This window comes from Spirillospora sp. NPDC048911, from assembly GCF_043198015.1.
Taxonomy (GTDB): Bacteria; Actinomycetota; Actinomycetes; order Streptosporangiales; family Streptosporangiaceae; genus Spirillospora.
In genome coordinates this window covers 154,351-174,158 of sequence record NZ_JBICUD010000005.1, presented here as the reverse complement: position 1 = coordinate 174,158, position 19,808 = coordinate 154,351, and the positions used below count along the sequence as shown (strand labels likewise).

The 19,808-nt window shown below is 71.4% G+C and carries 17 protein-coding genes; 5 read left to right on the top strand and 12 right to left on the bottom strand.

The genetic code is table 11. The features are described from left to right. Nucleotides 1-47: 47 nt before the first annotated feature. Nucleotides 48-1,364, bottom strand: a complete 1,317-nt coding sequence (locus tag ACGFNU_RS23685) for an FAD-binding oxidoreductase (RefSeq protein ID WP_392596840.1) — start codon at nucleotides 1,362-1,364, stop codon at nucleotides 48-50. Nucleotides 1,365-1,497: 133 nt separating this feature from the next. On the opposite strand from ACGFNU_RS23685, the gene ACGFNU_RS23680 reads away from it, so the two are divergent. Then, nucleotides 1,498-4,809: a BTAD domain-containing putative transcriptional regulator gene (locus tag ACGFNU_RS23680; RefSeq protein ID WP_392597734.1), complete on the top strand. Its 3,312-nt coding sequence runs from the start codon at nucleotides 1,498-1,500 to the stop codon at nucleotides 4,807-4,809. Nucleotides 4,810-4,832: 23 nt separating this feature from the next. Here ACGFNU_RS23680 and ACGFNU_RS23675 read toward each other — a convergent pair whose 3' ends face one another. Next, a complete protein-coding gene (locus ACGFNU_RS23675; protein WP_392596838.1) occupies nucleotides 4,833-5,597 on the bottom strand; it encodes an SDR family oxidoreductase in 765 nt (254 codons plus the stop codon). A 174-nt stretch (nucleotides 5,598-5,771) separates the two neighbouring features. Here ACGFNU_RS23675 and ACGFNU_RS23670 point away from each other — a divergent pair, with 174 nt between their 5' ends. Then, nucleotides 5,772-7,013 carry an MFS transporter gene (locus tag ACGFNU_RS23670; RefSeq protein ID WP_392596836.1) on the top strand — a complete coding sequence of 414 codons (1,242 nt, stop codon included), beginning with the start codon at nucleotides 5,772-5,774 and terminating at the stop codon, nucleotides 7,011-7,013. Here the strand turns inward: ACGFNU_RS23670 and ACGFNU_RS23665 are convergent. The 4 genes from ACGFNU_RS23665 to ACGFNU_RS23650 form a co-directional block, all read right to left on the bottom strand. Then, entirely contained in the window at nucleotides 6,983-7,948 is a 966-nt protein-coding gene (locus tag ACGFNU_RS23665; RefSeq protein ID WP_392596835.1) for a DUF5954 family protein, read from the bottom strand. The genes ACGFNU_RS23670 and ACGFNU_RS23665 overlap by 31 nt on opposite strands. 156 nt (nucleotides 7,949-8,104) lie before the next feature. Beyond that, entirely contained in the window at nucleotides 8,105-9,244 is a 1,140-nt protein-coding gene (locus ACGFNU_RS23660) for an SRPBCC family protein (RefSeq protein WP_392596833.1), read from the bottom strand. 28 nt (nucleotides 9,245-9,272) lie between these two features. Then, entirely contained in the window at nucleotides 9,273-10,076 is an 804-nt protein-coding gene (locus tag ACGFNU_RS23655) for an SRPBCC family protein (RefSeq protein WP_392596831.1), read from the bottom strand. 135 nt (nucleotides 10,077-10,211) lie between these two features. After that, nucleotides 10,212-10,847, bottom strand: coding sequence for a tetratricopeptide repeat protein (locus tag ACGFNU_RS23650; protein ID WP_392596830.1), 636 nt, complete (start codon nucleotides 10,845-10,847; stop codon nucleotides 10,212-10,214). Nucleotides 10,848-11,150: 303 nt separating this feature from the next. On the opposite strand from ACGFNU_RS23650, the gene ACGFNU_RS23645 reads away from it, so the two are divergent. Both ACGFNU_RS23645 and ACGFNU_RS23640 read left to right on the top strand, forming a co-directional pair. Further along, complete coding sequence (locus ACGFNU_RS23645) at nucleotides 11,151-11,954, top strand: SAM-dependent methyltransferase (RefSeq protein WP_392596828.1); 804 nt, start codon at nucleotides 11,151-11,153, stop codon at nucleotides 11,952-11,954. An 80-nt stretch (nucleotides 11,955-12,034) separates the two neighbouring features. After that, nucleotides 12,035-13,597: a class I adenylate-forming enzyme family protein gene (locus ACGFNU_RS23640; protein WP_392596826.1), complete on the top strand. Its 1,563-nt coding sequence runs from the start codon at nucleotides 12,035-12,037 to the stop codon at nucleotides 13,595-13,597. A gap of 62 nt (nucleotides 13,598-13,659) precedes the next feature. Here the strand turns inward: ACGFNU_RS23640 and ACGFNU_RS23635 are convergent, their stop codons facing one another. Both ACGFNU_RS23635 and ACGFNU_RS23630 read right to left on the bottom strand, forming a co-directional pair. Next, the gene (locus ACGFNU_RS23635) at nucleotides 13,660-14,832 is read right to left on the bottom strand and encodes a serine hydrolase domain-containing protein (protein ID WP_392596825.1); all 1,173 of its coding nucleotides are present in this window, start codon (nucleotides 14,830-14,832) and stop codon (nucleotides 13,660-13,662) included. A 126-nt stretch (nucleotides 14,833-14,958) separates the two neighbouring features. Beyond that, nucleotides 14,959-16,524: an MFS transporter gene (locus ACGFNU_RS23630; protein WP_392596823.1), complete on the bottom strand. Its 1,566-nt coding sequence runs from the start codon at nucleotides 16,522-16,524 to the stop codon at nucleotides 14,959-14,961. A gap of 113 nt (nucleotides 16,525-16,637) precedes the next feature. Here ACGFNU_RS23630 and ACGFNU_RS23625 point away from each other — a divergent pair, with 113 nt between their 5' ends. Then, nucleotides 16,638-17,276, top strand: a complete 639-nt coding sequence (locus ACGFNU_RS23625; RefSeq protein WP_392596822.1) for a TetR/AcrR family transcriptional regulator — start codon at nucleotides 16,638-16,640, stop codon at nucleotides 17,274-17,276. 417 nt (nucleotides 17,277-17,693) lie between these two features. Here ACGFNU_RS23625 and ACGFNU_RS23620 read toward each other — a convergent pair whose 3' ends face one another. The 4 genes from ACGFNU_RS23620 to ACGFNU_RS23605 form a co-directional block, all read right to left on the bottom strand. Further along, a complete protein-coding gene (locus tag ACGFNU_RS23620; protein WP_392596820.1) occupies nucleotides 17,694-17,990 on the bottom strand; it encodes a hypothetical protein in 297 nt (98 codons plus the stop codon). Between the two features lie 5 nt (nucleotides 17,991-17,995). Continuing rightward, nucleotides 17,996-18,616, bottom strand: coding sequence for a DUF5994 family protein (locus ACGFNU_RS23615; protein WP_392596818.1), 621 nt, complete (start codon nucleotides 18,614-18,616; stop codon nucleotides 17,996-17,998). A gap of 206 nt (nucleotides 18,617-18,822) precedes the next feature. Continuing rightward, nucleotides 18,823-19,275: a hypothetical protein gene (locus ACGFNU_RS23610; protein ID WP_392596817.1), complete on the bottom strand. Its 453-nt coding sequence runs from the start codon at nucleotides 19,273-19,275 to the stop codon at nucleotides 18,823-18,825. Continuing rightward, a complete protein-coding gene (locus ACGFNU_RS23605) occupies nucleotides 19,272-19,769 on the bottom strand; it encodes an STAS domain-containing protein (RefSeq protein ID WP_392596815.1) in 498 nt (165 codons plus the stop codon). The genes ACGFNU_RS23610 and ACGFNU_RS23605 overlap by 4 nt, the downstream gene beginning before the upstream one ends. Between the last annotated feature and the right edge of the window lie 39 nt (nucleotides 19,770-19,808).

Genomic DNA, 19,808 nt, shown 5'->3' with positions numbered 1-19,808 from the left:
GGTCGCGCGAAACCGCCGGCCGGGGCCATGGTGCCGGGGATCGATGGTCAGGCGTTGATCGGGAAGTTGCCGCGGAAGGTGCCGAGGGGGTCGCGGTCGCGCTTGATGTCGCGGAGCCTGGTCAGGGTGGCGGGGGAGAACGCGCTCACGGCCTTCTCGCCCGGGGCCAGGAACGTGTACGGCTTGCGTCCGCTGGTGGACGCCGTGAGGGCGGTGGCGATCTCGGCCTGGCGGGCGCGCACGGCCGCGCCGCGTTCCGGGGTGGTGGGGATCCCGAACAGGTAGAGCAAGTAGGGCTCGGTGATCCGGCCGCTGGCGCCCGCGTCGCCGTCCGGGCGGGCCAGCGCGCCGCCGAGGTGGCGGAGCTGGACGCTGAGCAGCGGGTCGATCGGCTTCTCCAGCAGCGTCGCCGCCACGTCGTCGGTCAGCTCGGTCAGGAGCTCGGCGCGGGAGCAGCCGGGGGCGGGGTCGGTGGGCTCGGCGGTGATGGAGCCGAGCTCGGCCACCGGGAGGACGCGGCGGCTGTCGTTGAGAACGCCCTCGATCTTGTCGAACGGGCTGAGCAGCGCGGCGGCGTCCGTCGCGTCCCCCAGGTACGTCGAGTCAACGGCGACCAGCGGGGCAGCGCCGGGGAACTGCAGCAGGTCGAACCAGACGGAGAGCTCGTCAGGCGCGGTGGACGTGACCTCCCTGAACGCCGCCAGCACCTCGGGCGCCTTTGCGGCGGGCCACATCAACCGGCCGCCGTAGAGCCGGGGAGCGGGGAAGAGGTCGAACTCGATGGCCGTGACCATGGCGAAGTCGCCGCTGCCGCCGCGCAGCGCCCAGAAGAGGTCGGGGTCGGAGTCGGCGGTCACGCGCGCCTTGTCGCCGCCCGCGTCCACGATGTCGAACGCGCGGACGGCGTCGGCGCCGAAGCCGTGCGTCCGGCTGAACCAGCTGAGCCCGCCGCCCAGCGTGTAGCCCGTCACGCTCACGACGGGAGAGCTGCCGGCGAGGCCCGTGAGGCCGTGCGGGCTCGCGGCCGCCAGCACCCGGCCCCACTTCACCCCGGCGCCCACCCGGGCCATCCGCTCGGCGGGCCGGACGTCGAGCTCGTCGAGGCGGCCGGTGCGCAGCAGGATCGCGCCCTCGACGTCGCCGGTGGCGCCGTGGCCGCTCGGCTGGGCCAGGACGGTCCGCCCGTTCAGCCGGGCGTAGCGGACGAGCGCGGCCACGTCGTCGGCGTCGGCCGCGTCCACGACGGCGTCCACCGGCTGGGCCACCGCGACGTTCCAGGGCCGGGTGGCCTGCTCGAAGCCCTCGTCGCCCGCCGCCAGAACCCGGCCCTTGATCGTGTCGCGCAGGTCGTATGCGATGTTCATTGTCTTTCCCTCCGTGTCGATGGCCCTAGCTTCGGGCGAACTGTCTGGGGTTGAGCTGGGATCGAGCTGAGGTCCGAGCTGAGGTCGGTCCTATGCTGTGGACGCTCGGCTCTCAATGGACTTCGGGGTGGACATGTCAGCAGGCCTGTCGATCGGGCTCTTCGGCCCGCTGGAGGTCGCTGACGGCTCGGGGACCCGTCTCGACCTGGGCACCCGCAAGCAGCGCGCCCTCGTCGCGATGCTGGCCCTGGAGCCCGGCCGGGTGGTGTCGCTGGACCGGCTGATCCAGGAGCTGTGGGCCGGGGAGCCGCCCGCAGGGGCCACCCGCACGCTCCAGGCCTACATCGCCCATCTGCGCAAGGTGCTGGAGCCGGACCGCGCACCGCGCACACCGCCGCAGGTGCTGCTCACCCGCGAGCCCGGCTATCTGCTCGCCGTCGCTCCGGGTCAGGTCGATCTCGAACGCTTCGCCGCGTGGGCCGAGGAGGGACGCCGGGCGCTGGCCCGGGGAGCGCACGCCGAGACGCTCCAGATCCTGGACCGCGCCCTCGATCTCTGGCGCGGGGAGCCGCTGGGGGAGTTCGCCGACCAGGAGTTCGCGCAGCCGGTGATCGCGAAGCTCACCGAGGTACGGGCGGTGGCGCGGGAAGACCGCCTGGAGGCCCGGCTCGCGCTCGGCGAGGCCGCGACGTCCGTTCCCGAACTCGAAGCCCTCGTCGAGGAACATCCCTACCGGGAACGCGCCTGGGCGCTGCTCGTCCTCGCCCTCTACCGATCGGGCCGCCAGGCCGACGCGCTCGCCGCGCTGCGCCGCGTCCGCACCCGGCTGGACGCCGACCTCGGCCTGCAGCCGGGCCCTGAGCTGCGCCGCTTGGAGCAGGCGGTCTTCGATCAGTCGGCCGACCTGGAGGTCCCGGCCGTCGAGCGTCCGGCGCCGGCGGAGCAGCCCCCTGGGCGGGAACGGAGGGCCGCGTCCGGCGGGCTCATCGGCAGGGCGGGCCAGCTGTCCCGGGCGGACGAGCGGCTCGGCGAAGTGCGGCGCGGCCGCGGCGGGGTGCTGCTGGTGACCGGCGAGGCCGGGATCGGGAAGTCCAGGCTCGCCCGGGAGATCGCCGAACAGGCGGTGGCCCGCGGCTTCCGGGTCGCCCAGGGCGGATGCGTGGACGGCACCGCTCCCGCGTTCTGGCCCTGGATCCAGGTGCTGCGCGACGCGGACGCCGACCCCGCCCTGCTGTCGGCCGAGAGGAAGTCCGCCGACCCTGACGCGGCGCTGTACGAGGTGTACGAACGGGTCGTCGCGGCGCTGACGGGATCGGGTGACGGCGCGCCGCTGATGGTGCTCCTGGAAGACCTGCACTGGGCGGACGTGTCGTCGCTGCGGCTGCTCGCGTACGTGGCGGACGCGGTCGTCCGGCGGCCCGTGCTCATCGTCGCCACGTTGCGCGCGGAGCCCGGCGACCACCCGGACCAGTTGCGCGCCGTCCTCGGCTCGCTGTCCCGGCTGGAGGGCACCGAGTACGCCGAGATGTCCCCGTTCGACGCCGGCGAGGTGTCGGCCTACCTCCGGGCGCGCGGGATCGCCGAACAGCCGGGGCTGGTGGACGTCCTGCTGGAACGGACCGGCGGCAACCCGTTCTACCTGGGCGAAGTGCTCCGCCTGCGCGAGAGCGAGCGCGGCCTGCCGGACGCCGTCCCGCAGGGCGCGCGCGAGGTGATCGAACGCAGGGTCACCAAGCTCCCGGAGGAGACCCGGCGGCTGTTGCGGGCCGCGGCGGTCGTCGGCGCCGAGGCCGACATCGATCTCCTTGAGGCCGTCACGGAGACCACGGCCGAGGAGGTGATGGCGGCGCTCGAACCGGCGGTCGCGGCAGGGCTGCTCACCGAACCCCCGGCCACGTCGTTCGGGGCGGCCGACTACCGCTTCAGCCACGGGCTCGTGCGCCAGGCGCTCTACGCGGGGCTGAGCCGCCTCGAAAGATCGCGGCTGCACCTGAAGGTGGGCGAGGCGCTGGAGCCCGTCCTGCCCATGGCCGAGTCGGCCACGCTGGCGCGGCACTTCGGCGGGGCGGCGAGGGTCGGCGGCGCGGCCAGGGCGGTGGAGTACGCGTCGCGCGCGGCCCGGCACGCCACCGGGCAGCTCGCGTACACCGAGGCGGTGGAGTTCTGGGAGCTGGCGCTGACCGCGCTCGGCCCGGCCGACGAGCCGGAGCGGGCCCGCCTGCTCACCGAGCTGGGGAAGGCGCGCCGTGCCGTGGGCGACGCCGCGGGGGCCGGCCGGGACCTGGACGAGGCGTTCGACCTGGCCCGGCGGTCCGGCGACGAGGAGGCGCTGGTCGGCGTCCTCACCGCCTTCAGCGGGCCGACGTTGTGGACGTGGCGCCCGTTCGGCGTGGTCAAGCAGCCCGTCGTCGACGTGATCGAGGAACTCCTGGCCCGTCCTCTGGCCGACCGCGACCGCGCCGGGCTCCTCGGGGCGCTCGGCGTGGAGCTGTACTACGGCCCGCGCCGGGCCGAGGGAGAACGCCACGCGGCGGCGGGCGTCGAGCTCGCCCGCGCGGTCGGCGACCCGGCGCTGCGGGCGCAGACCCTCAACAATCTGCTGCTCGCCGCGTTCGTCCCCGGCGGTACCGCGACGATGCGCCGGGCGGCCGAGGAGATGGCGGCGCTGCCGGACATCCCCCGGTCCACCGAGCTCATCGCGCGCATCTTCCTCCTCTCCTGCCTGCTGCGGTCCGGGGACCTGGCCGGATGGGACCGCGAGATGGCGCGGTGCCGCGCGCTGCTGGGCGAACGGCCGCGACCCGAGCTGGAGTCGATGGTGCGGATCGCCGAAACGGCCCGGGCCACGCTCGACGCCCGGTGGGAGGACGTCCAGGCGCTCGTCGGCGCGTACACGACCCTGCGCTTCGGTTCGGTGCCGTGGGGCCCGCAGTTCCGGATGTTGCTGGCCACGTACACGCGCAGGCGTGGTCAGGGCGCCGGAGCCGAGATGGTCGACGACCTCGTGGCGGCCGCCGACGCGCCGGACCTGGTGCCCCTCCGGCCCGTCGCCGTCCTGGCCGCCGCCGAGGCGGGCCGCACCGGCCTCGCCCGCGAGCTGATCGCGCGCTGGGGGACCGAGATCGCCGAGACCTGGATCGCCGACTTCCTGATCCCGGTCTGGGGCCTGGTCGCCGCCCGGCTCGGCGTCCCGGACCCGCAAGATCTGTACGACCGGCTGGCGCCGGCGGCCGGCCAGCTGATGATCGCCGGGATGGGCACCGCCGGCTGGGGATCGAACCACCAGGTCCTCGCCGAGCTCGCCGCACGCCTCGGACGCGCGGACCGGGCGATCGAGCACGCCGAAGCCGCCCTGGCCGCGCACCGGCGCCTCGGCCTCACCCACTGGGAGCGGCAGAGCGCCGAACTCCTGACCACGCTCAAGGAAACGTCGGGCCGCGAATAGGGCAGCAGACAGGGCCGCAACGCTCAGCCGAGCCATTCGGCGAACGTGGGACCGCCGAGGGTCGCGTGCGGGCCGGGAAGCAGCCCGCCGTTCTCGTAGGCCACCTGGTCGGGGTCGTCGAGGTCGCCGACGCCCTGGACCCGCGCCGGACCGCCGCGACGGCGGGCGAGGAGCGCCGCCATCTCGACCAGGTCCTCGGCGCGCGGACCGGCGATCTCGGGGAACGGGCCGTCGACGATCCCGCCGGCCGCCGGGGCGAGGGCGAGATCGACCAGCGTCTGCGCGACCGTGCGGGCGGCGACCAGCTGGGTCCGCATCCGGGGGACGTAGGCGACGTCGCCCTGGGTGCCCCACTGCACCATCTGCTCGACGAACTCGTGGAACTGCGCCGCGCGCAGGATCTGGACCGGGACCGGCCCCTCCTGCAGGGCCCTCTCGTGGGCGAGCTTGGCGACGTTGTAGCCGGACTTGAACTTCTCGATGCCGATGATGGACACGGCGACGATGCGCTGCACCCCGGCCCGGTAACCGGCTTCCTGGAGGTTGCGTGCCGCCGTGGTGAAGAAGGCGGTGGCCTCCTTCTCGTCCGGGGACGGCGTGCTCGCGACGTCGATGACGACCTCCACACCTTCCAGGGCCGTCGCCAGACCATCGCCGGTGACGATGTCCACGCCCCCGGCCCGGGACATCGCCACGACGTCGTGCCCGGCGGCGGTGAGGATGTCGACGACATGCCGCCCGACCCGCCCGGTCGCCCCGGCCACCGCGATCTTCTTGGTCTCGCTCATCACTGCGCTCCCTGCTCGGTGTTCCGTCTTCAATCACTGCACTGACGGATCGCGTCGCGGAGATGTGACAGCCCGGCGGAGATCGATTCCGCATCACGTACCGGCTGGAACCTCACGGCCTTGAACTTCGCGCCCTTGAACTTCACACCAATGTCAGGGCTGAGCATTCGTCGCATGCGATCCACGAAGAGGGCCGCCCAGGCGGCCGAGACCCCAGACGCCCGTACGGCCGGAACCCAGAACGGCGGGCTTCCGCTCCTGTCGCTGCTGGCCCTGGCCACGGCCGTCTTCATCACCAGCCTGACCGAGACGCTGCCCGCCGGGGTGCTGCCCGCGATGAGCGGTGACCTGCGGGTCGGCGAGTCCGCGATGGGCCAGTCGGTGACGATCTACGCGGTCGGGACCGCGCTCACCGCGATCCCGCTGTCGGCCGCCACCGCCGGGTGGCGGCGCAAGCGGCTCCTGCTGGCCGCGATGGGCGCCTTCGCCGTCGCCAACACGGTCACGGCGGCCTCCGCGAACTACCCGCTGACCATGGCCGCCCGGTTCGTCGCCGGGGTGGCGGCGGGCGTGGCCTGGGCGCTGCTGGCCGGATACGCCCGGCGGATGGCCCCCGTCCACCTCCAGGGCAAGGCGATCGCGATCGTCATGACCGGCATTCCGATCGCGCTGTCGCTGGGCGTGCCCGCGGGCACGTTCCTGGGGAAGGCGCTCGGCTGGCGCGTCACGTTCTCCCTCATGACCGTGCTCACCCTCGTCCTCATCGCCTGGATCATCGCGCTGGTGCCGGACCACCCCGGGCAGCGGCGCGAGGGACGGACCCAGATCCTGCGGGCGCTCACGGTTCCAGGGGTGGGTCCGGTGCTGTTCGTGACCCTGGTCTTCGTACTGGCCCACACGATCCTCTACACCTACATCGCGACGTTCCTCGACCGGCTCGGCATGGGCGGTTCGACGGATCTCGTGCTGCTCGTCTTCGGCGCCGCCTCGCTGGCGAGCATCTGGATCGTGGGCGCGCACATCGACCGGCGCCTGCGCGGCCTGACCATCGCGAGCACCGTTCTGCTCGCCGTGGCCGCCGCGCTCCTCGCGCTCTTCGCGGACAGCCCTGCCCTGGTGTACGTGGCGGTGACGTTGTGGGGGCTCGGCTGGGGCGGCGCCCCCACGTTGCTGCAGACGGCGGTGGCGGACGCGGGAGGCGACCAGGCCGACGGCGCGCAGGCCATGCTCGTCACCCTCTGGAACGTGGCGATGGCAGGCGGAGGGGTCGTCGGGGGCGTCCTCCTGGATGTGTTCGGACCCACCGCGTTCCCATGGAGCGTCCTGGCGCTAGCCGCACCCGTCCTTGTCACCGTGGTCGCCGCCCGCACCCACGCCTTCCCCGATCAGTCGGCGGCGGATTCGGGGAGGCCGTAGCGACGCTGGTCGGAGGCACGCGGCGCCTCCGGCCCGTCGCGGCCGAGCCGGAGCATCCGGGAGACGCGGATGGTGCGGAACCGGCGCCCCAGCACGGTGAAGTCGTGCCCGTTCGTCGCCTCGATCCGCTCGGCGGCGGCCGCCCACTCGGCGAGTTCGGCGGTGGTCGCCGGATCGCCCTGGAACTCGCGCAGCCCCGGCAGCAGGTCCGAGAAGTAGCCGGCGAGGCGGCGGCGCGCCTCACCCGGATCCCGGCCGCCGGTGATCGGCTTCGCCTTGGTGCCGATGATCTCCAGCACGGTGAACGCGGGCGGGAGCAGGAGCACCCCGGCGTGCGTACGGATCGCGTGGCGCGCCTCGGCCATGATCTCGTCCGGCAGGTCGCCCGGCCGGGGGATGTACCCGACGAGGTTCAGCCTCAGCTGGGCCTCCCACTGGCCGGCGGGGGCGCGCGGTTCGAGGAGGTAGTCGCGCAGGAGCGAGTCCTCTTCGGGGTTGTCGGTGTCGGTGAGGCGAGGCGGTTCCATCACGCCCTGGTTGATCAGCGTGAACTTCTCGATCCGGATCACCCGGTAACGATGGTCGCCGATCTCCCACTCGTCCTTGGGCAACTGCTCGCCCTCGGCCGGATCGAGCCGTTCGGCCGCCGCCCGCAAGGCGCGGACGACCTCGGCGTCCTTCTCGTACTCCGCCTCCAGCCGCAGGTTGCGGGCCAGGTCGTACCGTGCCCCCGACGGGTCGGACGCGCCGGTGCAGCCGATGCGCCACTCCGTCTTCGTCTGCACGGCGAAGCCGAAGTCGGGTGACCCGGCCGGGATGAGCTTGGGAAACCGGCGGATCCGCTCGCCGGTCTCCTCATCCCGCACTGCCGCGACCGGATCGAGGTCGGCGACCAGATTGATGTGGTCGTATCCAGGCATCAACGGGAAGGCCATGCGTCCATCCTGGCGATGGGCGCCTTCGTCACGCATGGTATTCGGCTGATTCCACGATTGCGGCGTGCCGAATGCGCCGCCACGTCCGGTCACATTCACAGGGGGACGCCGCCACCCGGGTGAGTGGCGGCGCCGCCCGTGTCTTCCGCGGCCGGCTCAGCGGCTGGTCTGCGGCTCCTTCTCGGGCTTCTTCTCCGAAGACGATGAGGCCGACGACGACGCCTTCTTGTCGCCGCCCTTCTCTCCGGTCTTCTCTCCGGTCTTCTCGGAGGCGGACGTCCTGCCGGACTCCCGGTCGTAGGACTCCTCGTACTGGTCGGAGCCCTCCTGCTGCGCCTTCTCCTCGGCGGCGAGGCCCTCCTCGTGGGTCATGACGACCTCGCTGTCACGGATCTCGCCGCGCCAGCCCTCGATCTCGTCGGCCTTCAGCAGGCTCTGGGTCATCACGTGCCGGCGGAAGTGCTTGAGCTCCAGCCGGGCGCGGCGGCCCTGGGCGCGCCACAGGTTGCCGGTGCGCTCGAACAGCCCCTGCGGGTGGTACTCGAGGACGAGCAGCACGCGCGTGAGGTTCGGCGCCACCCGGTGGAAGGACACCGCGCCGTCGACGTGGCCCTTCGGTGCCTTCGAGCGCCACACGATGCGCTTGTCCGGCAGTTGCTCGATGATGGTGGACTCCCAGGTCCGGTTGGACCAGAAGATCTTGGCCTTCCAGTTGAGCTTCTCCTCGGAGGCCTGGTCGACGCTGATGACCTTCTTCATGAAGGTGGGGAAGTCCTGGAACTGCGTCCACTGGTCGTACACCAGCCGCCGGGGCGCGCCGACGTCGATCTCCTCGACGATGTTGGTGACCTTGATCTTCTTGCCACCACCGCCTCCGCCGCCGCGCTTGAACAGCTTGGCGAGGATGCCCTTCTTCTCGCCACCGTCGCCCTGGTCGGACTGGTCGGCCTTGTCGGGCTGGTCGCTCTGCTTCTTCGCGACCTCGCTTCCCGAGGACTTGTTCTCTGAGGACTTCGGGTTGCCAGAGGACTTGGGGTTGCCGGAGGACTTGCCCTCGGAGGACGACGACTCGTCGTCCGAAGACGAGTTCCGCCGCTCGTTCCTCATGCGGCTGACGGCCTGGGTGGCCGCGACGGCCGCTCCGGCGCCGACCAGCGCGCCGCCCGCGGCGCCGGTGGCCTTGCCGCCCGGCAGGTTCTTGAGCGCGCCGGTGGGCACGTTCTTCGTGATGCGGCTCAGGGTCGACTGTTTCCGGCCCGGTAGCCGCTTGGCGATGTCTCCCACGGGGAGTTTCATGGTGCTTGTACCTCCGCCTCTCTCGGCGTCATGAAGTGTTCTGTGAGGACGTGACGACCTGGCTGTCGCGGATCTCGCCGCGCCAGCCCTGGACTTCTTCGGGGTGCGACAGGGATTCGGTCATCACGTGCCGTCTGAAGTGCTTGAGCTCCAGCCGGGCGCGGCGGCCTTGCGCGCGCCACAGGTTGCCGGTGCGTTCGAAGAGACCCCTGGGGTGGTACTCGAGGACGAGCAGCACGCGGGTCATGTCCGGGGCGACCTCGTGGAAGCTCACGCTCCCGTCGACGTGTCCCTTGGGGGCCTTCGAGCGCCACACGATGTGCTCATCGGGCAGTTGCTCGATGATGGTGGACTCCCAGGTCCGGTTGGACCAGAAGATCTTGGCCTTCCAGTTGAGCTTCTCCTCGGAGGGCTGGTCGACGCTGATGACCTTCTTCATGAAGGTGGGGAAGTCCTGGAACTGCGTCCACTGGTCGTAGACCAGCCGCCGGGGCGCGCCGATGTCGATCTGCTCGACGATCGACGTCGGCTTGACCTTCTTGCGGCCGCCGAAGATGCCCGCCAGGACGGCCTTGACGACCGCCCACCCGGCGCTCAGCACCGCGCGGATCGGCGACTTGCCGTCCGCGAGCGCCTTGGCGCCCGCGAGGGCGCCCTTGACCAGCGGCCCGCCGGTCTCCGCCTTGGCGGTGAGCCGGCGCACCAGCCGGTCGAGCTTCGCCTCGTACCGGGCGACGAGTGCCTTCAGCAGGCGCCCGCGCCATCGTTGGACGGCCGCCCGGGCGGCCAGGTAGCCCGTGGCGCCGACGGCCACGCCGGTCCTGAATTTCATCGGCACTTCACCTCGTCGTAGGCCGTGGTCCTAGCGCGGGTTACCCGCACAAAGGTGGACAAAACGAGAGGCCGGACCCGGCCACGCCGAGCATCACTCCCGGCTCGCGGGCTCCGCGGCGGGGGAGTGCCCGGGCTATGGGTGAAGGACGATCAGTGGCGTCTGCGGCGTGGAGGGTTTCGGCAGGCCGCCAGCAGTGTCTGCGCCTGGACGGTCGCCTCGGCGGTGGGCCCGAGCGTGGTCGTTCCCGAGCACCCTCGCCTGCGTCGCGGCGAGGTCGTACACCGCGGCGAGCGCCTCGTCGTTGCGGTCGAGCATGTGCAGCGTCCAGGCCAGCGTGCTGCGGCTCTCCAGCGTGGCGGGGGCTTCGGGGCCCAGCGTGAGCTGCCGGTCGGCGGTGACGCCCGCCGCGATGGGCAGCGCCTCCGCGTACCGGCCGAGCATGTAGAGCGTGGTCGCCAGCAGATGCCGGCTGTCGAGCGTGTCGGCGTGGCGCTGGCCCAGCACCCGCGACCTGGCGTGCGCGACCGCCTGGATGACGGGCACGGCCTCCATCTCCCGGTCGAGCTGGTAGAGAGCCAGGCCGACCAGGTGGCGCGCGGTCAGCGTGTCGGGATGGTCGACGCCGAGCAGCCGTCCCCGCTCCCGCGCCGCGTGATCGGCCAGCGGCAGGTAGAGCAGCCCGTCGTCCTCGTCGATGTCGTGGACGACGGTGATGCCGGGATGCGTCTCCAACCGGTAGCGGCCGCCCAGCACACGTCCTTCGTGCACCGCCTCTCCCTCCACGCCAGATCCGTCCAGCGCCTCCCCAACCCTTAGCCCCTGAGCACCGAAAGCACAAACCCCCCGATGACCGGGATCACGGGGGGTGTCGTGCCGATCGTGGTGAGCGGGTCAGCCCCAGCGCCTATCGGGCCGCCGCCGAACTGACGTCTCGCACGTCCGGCGCGGCACCGGCAGGAGCATCCGCCAGGAATCCGGCAAGAGTTGATCATGGGGTCCCGGTGATCGGCCGCGCCGGGCGGCGTACGCTGTGAGCCCGGAGTCAGTAGGCGCGGCTGGTAAGGAGAATCGGTGGCAAGCGAGCGGCCGCGGCCGAGCGAGTTCGACCCGAACGTGCCGAACATCGCCCGGATGTACGACTACTACCTCGGCGGCAAGGACCACTACCAGGTCGACCGCGAACGTGCCGAGGAGGCGCTCGTCGCCGACCCCACCCTGCTGACCCTGATCAGGGAGAACCGCGCCTTCCTCGGCCGCGCGGTGCGGTACCTCGCCGAGCAGGGCATCGATCAGTTCCTCGACATCGGCACCGGCCTGCCCACCCAGCAGAACGTGCACCAGATCGCGCACTCGGTGAACCCCGCCGCCCGGGTCGTCTACGTCGACTACGACGAGCAGGTCGTCGCGCACGGGCGGGCGCTGCTCGCCGAATCGCGGGAGACCAGGATGGTGCAGGCCGACCTGCGCCGCCCCCAGGAGATCCTCGACCACCCCGACGTCAACCGGATGCTCGACTTCAGCAAGCCGGTGGCGCTGCTGCTGGTGGCCACCCTCCATTTCATCCCCGACGAGGACGATCCGCACGGCATCATGGCCCAGCTGCGCGACGCGCTCGCGCCGGGCAGCCACCTGGCGCTGACCCATGCCTCCGCCGACGGCGTCCCCGACGTGGTCGCCAAGGTCGTCGAGGTCTACAAGAGGACGTCCGCGCCCGGCACGCCGCGTACCCAAGACCAGGTGACGGGCCTGTTCGGCGACTTCGGCATGCTCGACCCCGGCCTGGTGTGGGCGCCGTTGTGGCGTCCCGGGCGTCCGGTCAGCCTGGAAGAGGCCGTGCGCGTCTGGTTCTACGCGGGCGTGGGCCGCAAGTCCTGAGTTTCCGGGGCCCTGAGGTCTTGGCAAGGCCGCCCCGGATCAGTGATCGTCTATGGATCACCGGGGCGAGGGAGGACCACATGGGGGCGACGGTCGGGGGCGCGCTTGAGGACGCGGCGGCGCGCGGCAAGGCGTTCCTCTACGACGGCGACGACACCGTCACGTACCGGGAGTTCGACGAGCTGACCGACCGGGTCGCGGCCGGGTTGCTGGCCCGCGGCATCCGGCGGGGCGACCGGATCGGGCTGCTGGGGCTCAACACGCCGCAGTGGCTGGCGGCGTTCTTCGGCGCGGCGCGGATCGGCGCCGTCGTCGTCCCGCTCAACGTGCGGTACCGGGAGCGGGAGTTGTCGCACATGCTCGGCCAGAGCGGCGCCCGGATGGTCATCAGCCTCGACGCCGTCCCGGACTTCGACTTCGCGGCGTTCTTCGAGGAGTTCGGGCCGCAGGTCCCCGGCGTGACCGACTACGTGTTCTTCGGTGGCGCCGCCCGGGCGGGCAGGACGTCGTTCGACGAGCTGACCGCGACGCCGGCCGACCCGGCGGAGCTGATGGCGGCGCGCCAGGCGGTGGACGCGGCGGACCCGCTGGTGATCCTCTACACCTCGGGCACGACCGGCCGGCCCAAGGGCGCGATGCTCACGCACCGCAGCATCCTGGCCTCGGCGTCGGCGCAGGCGGACCACCTGGCGATGGACGACCACGACGTGCTGCTCGGGCACCTGCCGTTCAACCACGTCGGCGGCCTCACCTGCACCGTCCTGGCCACGCTGGTCAGCGGCGGCTCCGTGGCGCTGCTGCCCGCGTTCAGCCCGGACGCCGCGCTGCGTGCCATCGAGCGTTACAAGGTGACCTTCCTCGGCGCGGTGCCGACGATGTACGTGCTGATGCTCGGCCGGAAGGACTTCGCCGACCACGACGTCTCGTCCGTGCGGATGTGCACGGCGGGCGGGTCCAACGTGGAGCCGGCGCTGGCCGAGGCGATCCGCCGCGCCTTCCCTGGGGCGCCGCTGTACGGGCTGTACGGCCTGTCGGAGTGCTCGGGGGCGTGCGTGCTGTCGAGGCGGGACGACGACCCGGAGACGGTGTCGCGCACGCTGGGCGTGATGATCGGCGATTTCGAGGCCCGGGTGGCCGGGCCGGACGGGACCGTCCTGCCGCCCGGCGAGACCGGCGAGCTCCAGATCCGCGGCGACTGCGTGGTCTCCGGGTACTGGGACCTGCCGGCGGAGACCGCCGAGGTCTTCCTGCCGGACGGCTGGCTGGCCACCGGCGACATGGTCGCCATGGAGCCGGACGGGCACCTGGTGCTGCGCGGCCGCAAGAAGGAGATGTACATCCAGGGCGGCTTCAACGTCTACCCGGTCGAGATCGAGAACGTGCTGGCCACGCACCCGAAGGTCGCCATGGCCGCCGGGATCGGCGTGCCCGACGAGGTGCTCGGCGAGGTCGGCCGGTTCTACGTGGTGCCGCGCCCGGACACCGAGCCGCCCACCGCGGCGGAGCTGACCGACTACTGCCGGGACCGGCTGGCCGACTACAAGGTGCCCCGGCAGTTCGTCGTCACCGTCGAGGTGCCGCTGACCCCGGTCGGAAAGATTCACAAGGCCCTGCTGAAGGAGCGCTACGAGCCGGACGGCTAGCGCCGGAGGCCTGACGGCCAGACGGCTACCAGCCGGTGGCCGACAGCCGCGCCGGCCACAGGTCATTGGTCGCGGCAGAGGGCGTGATCGGTGAGGTCGTTGGCGGCGGTCAGCTGCGCCAGCTTCGCCTTCTCCTCGCCGGGCTGGGTGGGCAGCATGATCTCCACGCTGGTGCGGCCGTCGGCGGAGACGGAGTTGACGCTGGCGACACCGAACATGCTGCCGCCGTGGTACCAGGCCCACGTGCCGCACGAGGTGCGCCGTTTGGCCAGGCCCAGTCCGTAGCCGGCCTCCTTGTAGAGGATCTGCCATTCCTTGGCCGGCACGGTGTCCTTCATCTGCGCCATCAGCGCCGGGGACAGCAGCCTGCCGCCGAGCAGGGCCCGCAGGAACCGGTTCATGTCGTCGGTGGTGCTGATCAGCCCGCCGTCGGCATGGCCGTCGGAGAAGATCGACACGTCCACCAGCGGACCGCCGGGTGTGAACCGCTCGTAGAAGACGGGTCGCGGCTGCGGCGCGTAAGCGGAAGTGCCAGGGCTGTAGGTGTGCTGGAGGCCGAGCGGCGCGATGATCCGCTCATGGACCTCGTGCTCCCAGGGGTTGCCGGTCGCCTTCGCGATGATCATCCCGGCGAGGATGTAGTTGGTGTTGGAGTAGTTCCAGCGCCGCTCGTCCGGCGGGAACTCGGGCGCGTGCCGCATCGCCATCTCGACGAGCTGTCGCGCCTGATAGGACCGGAACCGCACCTTGCGGTAGGTCTCGGGGGTGTGCGACACGTCCTGCGGCAGGTAGTAGCTGTAGTCGTACAGGCCGCTGGTCTGCCGCAGCAGGTGCCGCACCGTGATCTTGGTGCCGTCGTTTCCGTTGCCCTTGACCAGGCCGGGCAGCCAGCGCTCCACGGTGTCGGTCAGCTTGACCTTCCCCTCGCCCACCAGCTGCAGCATCACGGTGGCGACGAACGTCTTGGTGTTGCTGCCAACGCGGTAGTAGCTGTCCCAGGGAACGGGCTGCCGTGTACGGAGGTCCGCGACACCGCTACGCGCTTTCAGGCTTCGCCCGTTGTGATTGACCTGCGCCAGCACTCCGGTCGTCCCCGTGTCACGGATCGCGTCGACGTCGCGTTGCAGCTGTTCCCGCGAATAGCTCGGCGACCCTGAGGCGGGGGAGACGAGGAACGGCGCGAAAAGCGCGGCCACGCTGACCCCGGCGGCGCAGAAGGCAAGTCTCTTGACCATGTGGACTCCGCATCATCGATGATCGTCCACGCTAGGAATCCGCGCCGCCCGGGGCGATCGGGCCACCACCAGAACGGCGGTGGGGGGAGCCTCACCTCCGGGCCCCGGGCATCCCCCACCGCGCGGTCACTCCGTCCGGGCGGGGCAGCGGCGGCGGCCGGGGAGGACCAGCGCCACCAGCATGGTCCCGGCGGCGAGGACGATGCCGCCGACCAGGCTGGTGTGGGCGACCGCGTCGGTGAAGGCGTGGTTGGCGGCGTCGATGAGGAGCTGTGCCTGCTGGGAGCCGCCCGCCGGATTGTGGGCGACCTGCTGCGCGACGGCCAAGGCCCCGCCGATGGAGTCCTTCGCGGTGTCGACGGCCGCGGCCGGGAGGCGGCCGGTGAGCGCTCCGCCGATCCGGTCCTCATAAGTGGTGGCGAGAATCGAACCGAGGACGGCGATGCCCAGTGAGCCGCCGAGCTCAAGCGCGGTGTCGTTGATGCCGCCGCCGACGCCGAGCTCGGACTCGGGGAACGCGCCCATGATGGTGTCGGTGCAGGGGGCGGTGCTGAGGCCGATGGCGAAGCCGAGCAGCACCAGCGTGGGCACGAAGTCCACGTACGTGGAACCGTCGTCGATTCGCGTCAGCAGAAGGATGGCGATCGTGCCGAGCGCCATGCCCGTGATGACAACGGGCTTCATGCCGAACCGCGGTGTCAGCCGACCGGTGATCGCGGCGCCGGCGAACACGGCGCCGGCAAGCGGCAACAACCGCACTCCGGTGGTCAGGGGCTCGTAGCCGAGGACGAACTGGAGGTCCTGGGTGGCGTAGTAGATGGTGCCGAACGTCCCCAGGAAGAACAGCAGCACGGCCAGCACCGCGCCGGCGACCTCACGGTCGCGGAAGATCGCCAGATTCAGGAGCGGACGCGGGTGCCGCAGCTCCCAGGCCACGAACGCGACCAGCCCGAGGACGGCGACGATCGCGGCGGTGATCGCGGCGGTTCCCCACCCGAAGTGCGGCCCCTCAATGATCATGTAGACGAGCGAGCCGACCGTGATCACTGAGAGCAGCCCGCCCATGAGGTCCAGGCGCCCCATGCTGGTGGCCCGCGACGGCGGCACCAGCACCACCGCCGCCACGACCGCCACCAGCGCGATCGGCACGTTGATCAGGAACGTCGAGCCCCAGGCGTGGTCCTCCAGCAGCCATCCGGCGAGCAGCGGCCCGAGCGCGATGGCCAGCCCGGACGTGGCCGTCCACGCGGTGATGGCGCGGGCACGTTCGTCCCGCGGGAACATCGCGACCAGCAGTGACAAGGTCGCGGGCATGACGGTCGCCGCACCGACGCCCATCACGGCGCGGGCGGCGATGACCGTCCCCGCGCTGCCGGCCAGGCTCCCGGCGACCGCGCCGACGGCGAACACCACCAAGCCCACGATCAGGGCCCCGCGTCGGCTGTACTTGTCGCCCACCGCGCCCAGCACCAGCATCAGCGCCGCGTAGGGGACGGTGTAGCCGTCGATGACCCACTGCAGATCACTACTGCTCAGCCTCAGATCCCGGGTCATATCAGGCGCCGCGACGATCAGCGCCGTATTCGCCATCACCACGATCAGCAGGCTCAGGCACAGCACCAGCAGCCCCCACCACCGACGGCTGTAGGGCCCCTCCATCCGTTCCACCGGCGTGGACGCGAGCATGGTCATGATCCTTGCCTTCCTGCTCAGCCTATAAACTTGCACATCACTGTGCAACATACGTTCGTGCACACCGATGTGCAACTATGGAAGGGTCGAGTGTGAGCAAGGAGACTTTGACCATGCAGCGCAGCCACGCCCGTTCCAACCGCGCCCGCATCCTGTCGGCCGCGCGGCAGGAGTTGGCGCGCGACCCGGAGGCGAGCCTGGCGGAGGTAGCCCGTGCCGCCGGAGTAGCCCGCCGCACCCTGTATGGGCACTTCGCGAACCGCCAGGCACTGCTCGACGCCCTGGCAGAAGAGGCTCGGGGGGCTCTAGAAGAGGCGTTCGCCCAAGCCCGACTCGACGCGCCCCCACTCACGGCGCTGGCACGCATGACACTGGCGGCATGGGGAGTAGGCGACCGCTATCGCATGCTGCTCTCGCTCGCCCGCCGAGACCTGGGAGAAGCCCGGGTCCGGGAGATCCTCACTCCCGCCCGCCAGGAAGCCGCGTCAATCCTCGAACGTGGCATGCGCGAGGGCGTCTTCGTAGACCACCTACCGGCACCAGTCCTAGCCCACGCACTGGAGTCGCTGACCCTCGCCCTCGTAGAGCACGCCGACGCCCCCGACTGGCCAGACCCCACAGGCGAAGCCGCAGCAGCCACAGTCCTCATGGCCGCCGGAGTAGCCCCTCCAGAAGCCCACCACCACGCAAAAGCAGCCCAGACCCCTAGCCGCTCTCGCCTCCCGAACCAAATTCTCGACGGCAACGATTGACCCGTGACGGCGTACCCGTCGGCCCGGATATCGCAGACCCTGAAGGCGTCGTCACTATCGATATGAGTGATGGACCCGTAGACATTTGTCGCCGTCTTGTCGGTGGCCCGCGCGGTACCCATTCCGCACAGTCAATGATTCTGGTGGCGGGAGTGGAATGCCGGCGACCGGCGTGCCTGGCCGTAGACGCACAAAACCCCGGCGACCATTGCCATCTCTGGTCGACCGGGTTCTTGGAGGGTGCCCCCTGGGCGGAGCCACACAGCCCCCTGCACCCCCGGCACCCACACCCGGTTTGCACGGTCGTGATCGCCAACACCTACGACCTGGGCTGACAGCGGGTTTTAAGCGCCTTGAGGACCGGGCATCCCGGGACGGATGCGCTTTGGAGTTCTCAGGGCGTCGGCCTGACGGCTGTCAGAGGGGCTCGCTGAGCCAGCGCCAGCCTTTGTCGTCTCGTTCGGGACGGACGAGACGCGCGCCGCTGGAGTCGGCGAGTTCGGCGACGGTCTGGAGCAGGCGGCGGTGGAAGTCGCCGGGCGGATGCCCGGTGCCGCCTCCGTCGAGCAGGGTCACGGTGACCTTGGCATCGTCGCGGAGTTGGGCGGTGAGTCTGCCCGTCATGTCGAGGCGGAGGAGCACGATGGCGTCGGCGCGGATCATGTCGTGGCCGTCGTTGCCGGCGATCCAGATCTCAGTAGCGGTACTCGGCATCGTGCTCACCTCGGCCTTGACGGTCGCGCTCGAAGGTCCTGCGCGTGCTGCGCGTCCTGCGCGTACTGTCCGTCTTGCGCGTACTGTGCGTCCCGTATGAGCCGGAGGACCGGTGGCCGAGCGGGTCCGGGGGTCCGCCGGCGGACGGTGGAGATGTCGCAAGTCGCGAGTATCTCCTGTGGCCGGCGGCTGTCGATCCCGTCGGCGGCCCTGCTCAGCGCGGTCAGCGCGGCCGGTTCTGGAGCTTCCGGGGGAACGACCAGCAACAGGTAGTCGTCCGCCACGCCCAGCGTCACGACGATCAGGTTGTGGAGATCGGAAAGTCGGCCCACCGCGACCGTTCGTCCGCCGGCGGTGATCTGGGGCGGGACGTCGTCCCAGTCGTCGAAGTCGACGATCAGGTGGGTCACCGTGCCCAGGGATCCGCCCAGCGTCTCCGCCAGCCCGGTCAGCTCGGTGACCGCCTCGCGCGAGTGCGGCCACCAGCCTCCGTCCAGCGCGCCGCGACGTTCCGGGCCGACGGCCAGCTTGATCCGCGTGGTGAGCGGCGGCGGCGCGGGCAGGGCGAACTCGGCGGGTACGGGCAATGGCAGGATGGACGCGAATCGTTCGTGGTCACCGGGCATGTCGTGGGCCCCATTCCCGATCCCGCAGCGGGACCGGATCGTCGTGGATCGGATGATCAGCCAGAACGGGCCGAACGGACCGGCGGGCGCCCGCGCAGGGGCTCCCTTTCCCGAAGGTGCCCCGGCCGCGGATACTGAAGGCAGGCGGCTGCGATATGGCAGAACCGTGCATCGGCGGATCCTCACGGGACGATGGCGCAGACGGATCATGCGCCGGCCGGGACTCCGCCCGGGAGTGACCAGGTGAAGGCGTGGGTGTACCACGTCACCGTGCCGTTGCGTGCGGGGCGGTGCCCGTAGGTGAGGGCGATGATGCTGCGGCCTCTGTTTCCGGTGGGGAACCGCTCATCGGGGGCGGTGCTCTGGATCTCCCCCAGCAGCAGGCGATCGGCCGCGCGTAGTTCCAGACGCAGTTCGAGCGGGCCTCGGGTGGGGACGCGGGTGGTGAGGTCCTGGAGGAGGGACGCCATCTGATTGGTGAGGGTGTCTGCGGCAGGGCCCAGTCCCCACCGCCGCAGGGCGGCATGGATCGTCCGTCGGGCGTGGGCGGCCGTGGACCGTCCGTCGGGCAGTTGCCATCTGCCGATGCAGGGCGCTGCCCGTGGTGCGACTGTCTCGGGGGTGTCGGCGCCGTGGTCGCGCGGGCGCTCGATGGTCACGGAATCCTCCCGGCAGGTTCGCCGCGACGGTCGGGGCCCGCGGACAGGGGATGGAGGGTGGGGTGGACGATGGTGAGCACGCGGTCCAGGCCGGTGATGCCCAGCAGCTTGGTGACCTGCGGACGGGGATTGGCCAGGCGCAGCGAGACGCCGAGTCCGGTGGCGCGGCGCTGGGCGCCGATCAGCACGGCCAGTCCGGCGGCGTCGCAGAACGCCACCTCGCCCAGGTCGATGGTCAGGAGACCGGCGCTGTGGTGCAGGGCGCCGATCAGAAGCACGCGCAATGCTGGGGCGGACGCGATGTCGAGGTCGCCGTGCAGGGCGACGATGGTGTGGCCGGGACGCCTGTGGGCGGGCAGGACCGACTTGCCCGCGGCTCGTGGCCGGCGGGCGGCCTGGGGCTTGCCTGCGGCTTGGGGCCGGCGGGCGGCGGTGAAGCCGCCGTACCCCAAGTGCCGGCCGGATTTGGTGGCGGGGGTGGTCGTCATGGTCATGGCGATCTCCGATCGCAGAGGGTGGACGTGGGGCTCGGT

Excerpts from the sequence above, each read along its gene's own strand:
- ACGFNU_RS23615 (WP_392596818.1), bottom strand. The coding sequence starts at position 18,616 with ATGCCCGGTGACCACGAACGATTCGCGTCCATCCTGCCATTGCCCGTA.
- ACGFNU_RS23640 (WP_392596826.1), top strand. The coding sequence starts at position 12,035 with ATGGGGGCGACGGTCGGGGGCGCGCTTGAGGACGCGGCGGCGCGCGGC.
- ACGFNU_RS23605 (WP_392596815.1), bottom strand. The coding sequence starts at position 19,769 with ATGACCATGACGACCACCCCCGCCACCAAATCCGGCCGGCACTTGGGG.
- ACGFNU_RS23670 (WP_392596836.1), top strand. The coding sequence starts at position 5,772 with ATGCGATCCACGAAGAGGGCCGCCCAGGCGGCCGAGACCCCAGACGCC.
- ACGFNU_RS23655 (WP_392596831.1), bottom strand. The coding sequence starts at position 10,076 with ATGAAATTCAGGACCGGCGTGGCCGTCGGCGCCACGGGCTACCTGGCC.
- ACGFNU_RS23625 (WP_392596822.1), top strand. The coding sequence starts at position 16,638 with ATGCAGCGCAGCCACGCCCGTTCCAACCGCGCCCGCATCCTGTCGGCC.
- ACGFNU_RS23680 (WP_392597734.1), top strand. The coding sequence starts at position 1,498 with ATGTCAGCAGGCCTGTCGATCGGGCTCTTCGGCCCGCTGGAGGTCGCT.
- ACGFNU_RS23620 (WP_392596820.1), bottom strand. The coding sequence starts at position 17,990 with ATGCCGAGTACCGCTACTGAGATCTGGATCGCCGGCAACGACGGCCAC.
- ACGFNU_RS23675 (WP_392596838.1), bottom strand. The coding sequence starts at position 5,597 with ATGAGCGAGACCAAGAAGATCGCGGTGGCCGGGGCGACCGGGCGGGTC.
- ACGFNU_RS23630 (WP_392596823.1), bottom strand. The coding sequence starts at position 16,524 with ATGACCATGCTCGCGTCCACGCCGGTGGAACGGATGGAGGGGCCCTAC.
- ACGFNU_RS23635 (WP_392596825.1), bottom strand. The coding sequence starts at position 14,832 with ATGGTCAAGAGACTTGCCTTCTGCGCCGCCGGGGTCAGCGTGGCCGCG.
- ACGFNU_RS23685 (WP_392596840.1), bottom strand. The coding sequence starts at position 1,364 with ATGAACATCGCATACGACCTGCGCGACACGATCAAGGGCCGGGTTCTG.
- ACGFNU_RS23660 (WP_392596833.1), bottom strand. The coding sequence starts at position 9,244 with ATGAAACTCCCCGTGGGAGACATCGCCAAGCGGCTACCGGGCCGGAAA.
- ACGFNU_RS23665 (WP_392596835.1), bottom strand. The coding sequence starts at position 7,948 with ATGGCCTTCCCGTTGATGCCTGGATACGACCACATCAATCTGGTCGCC.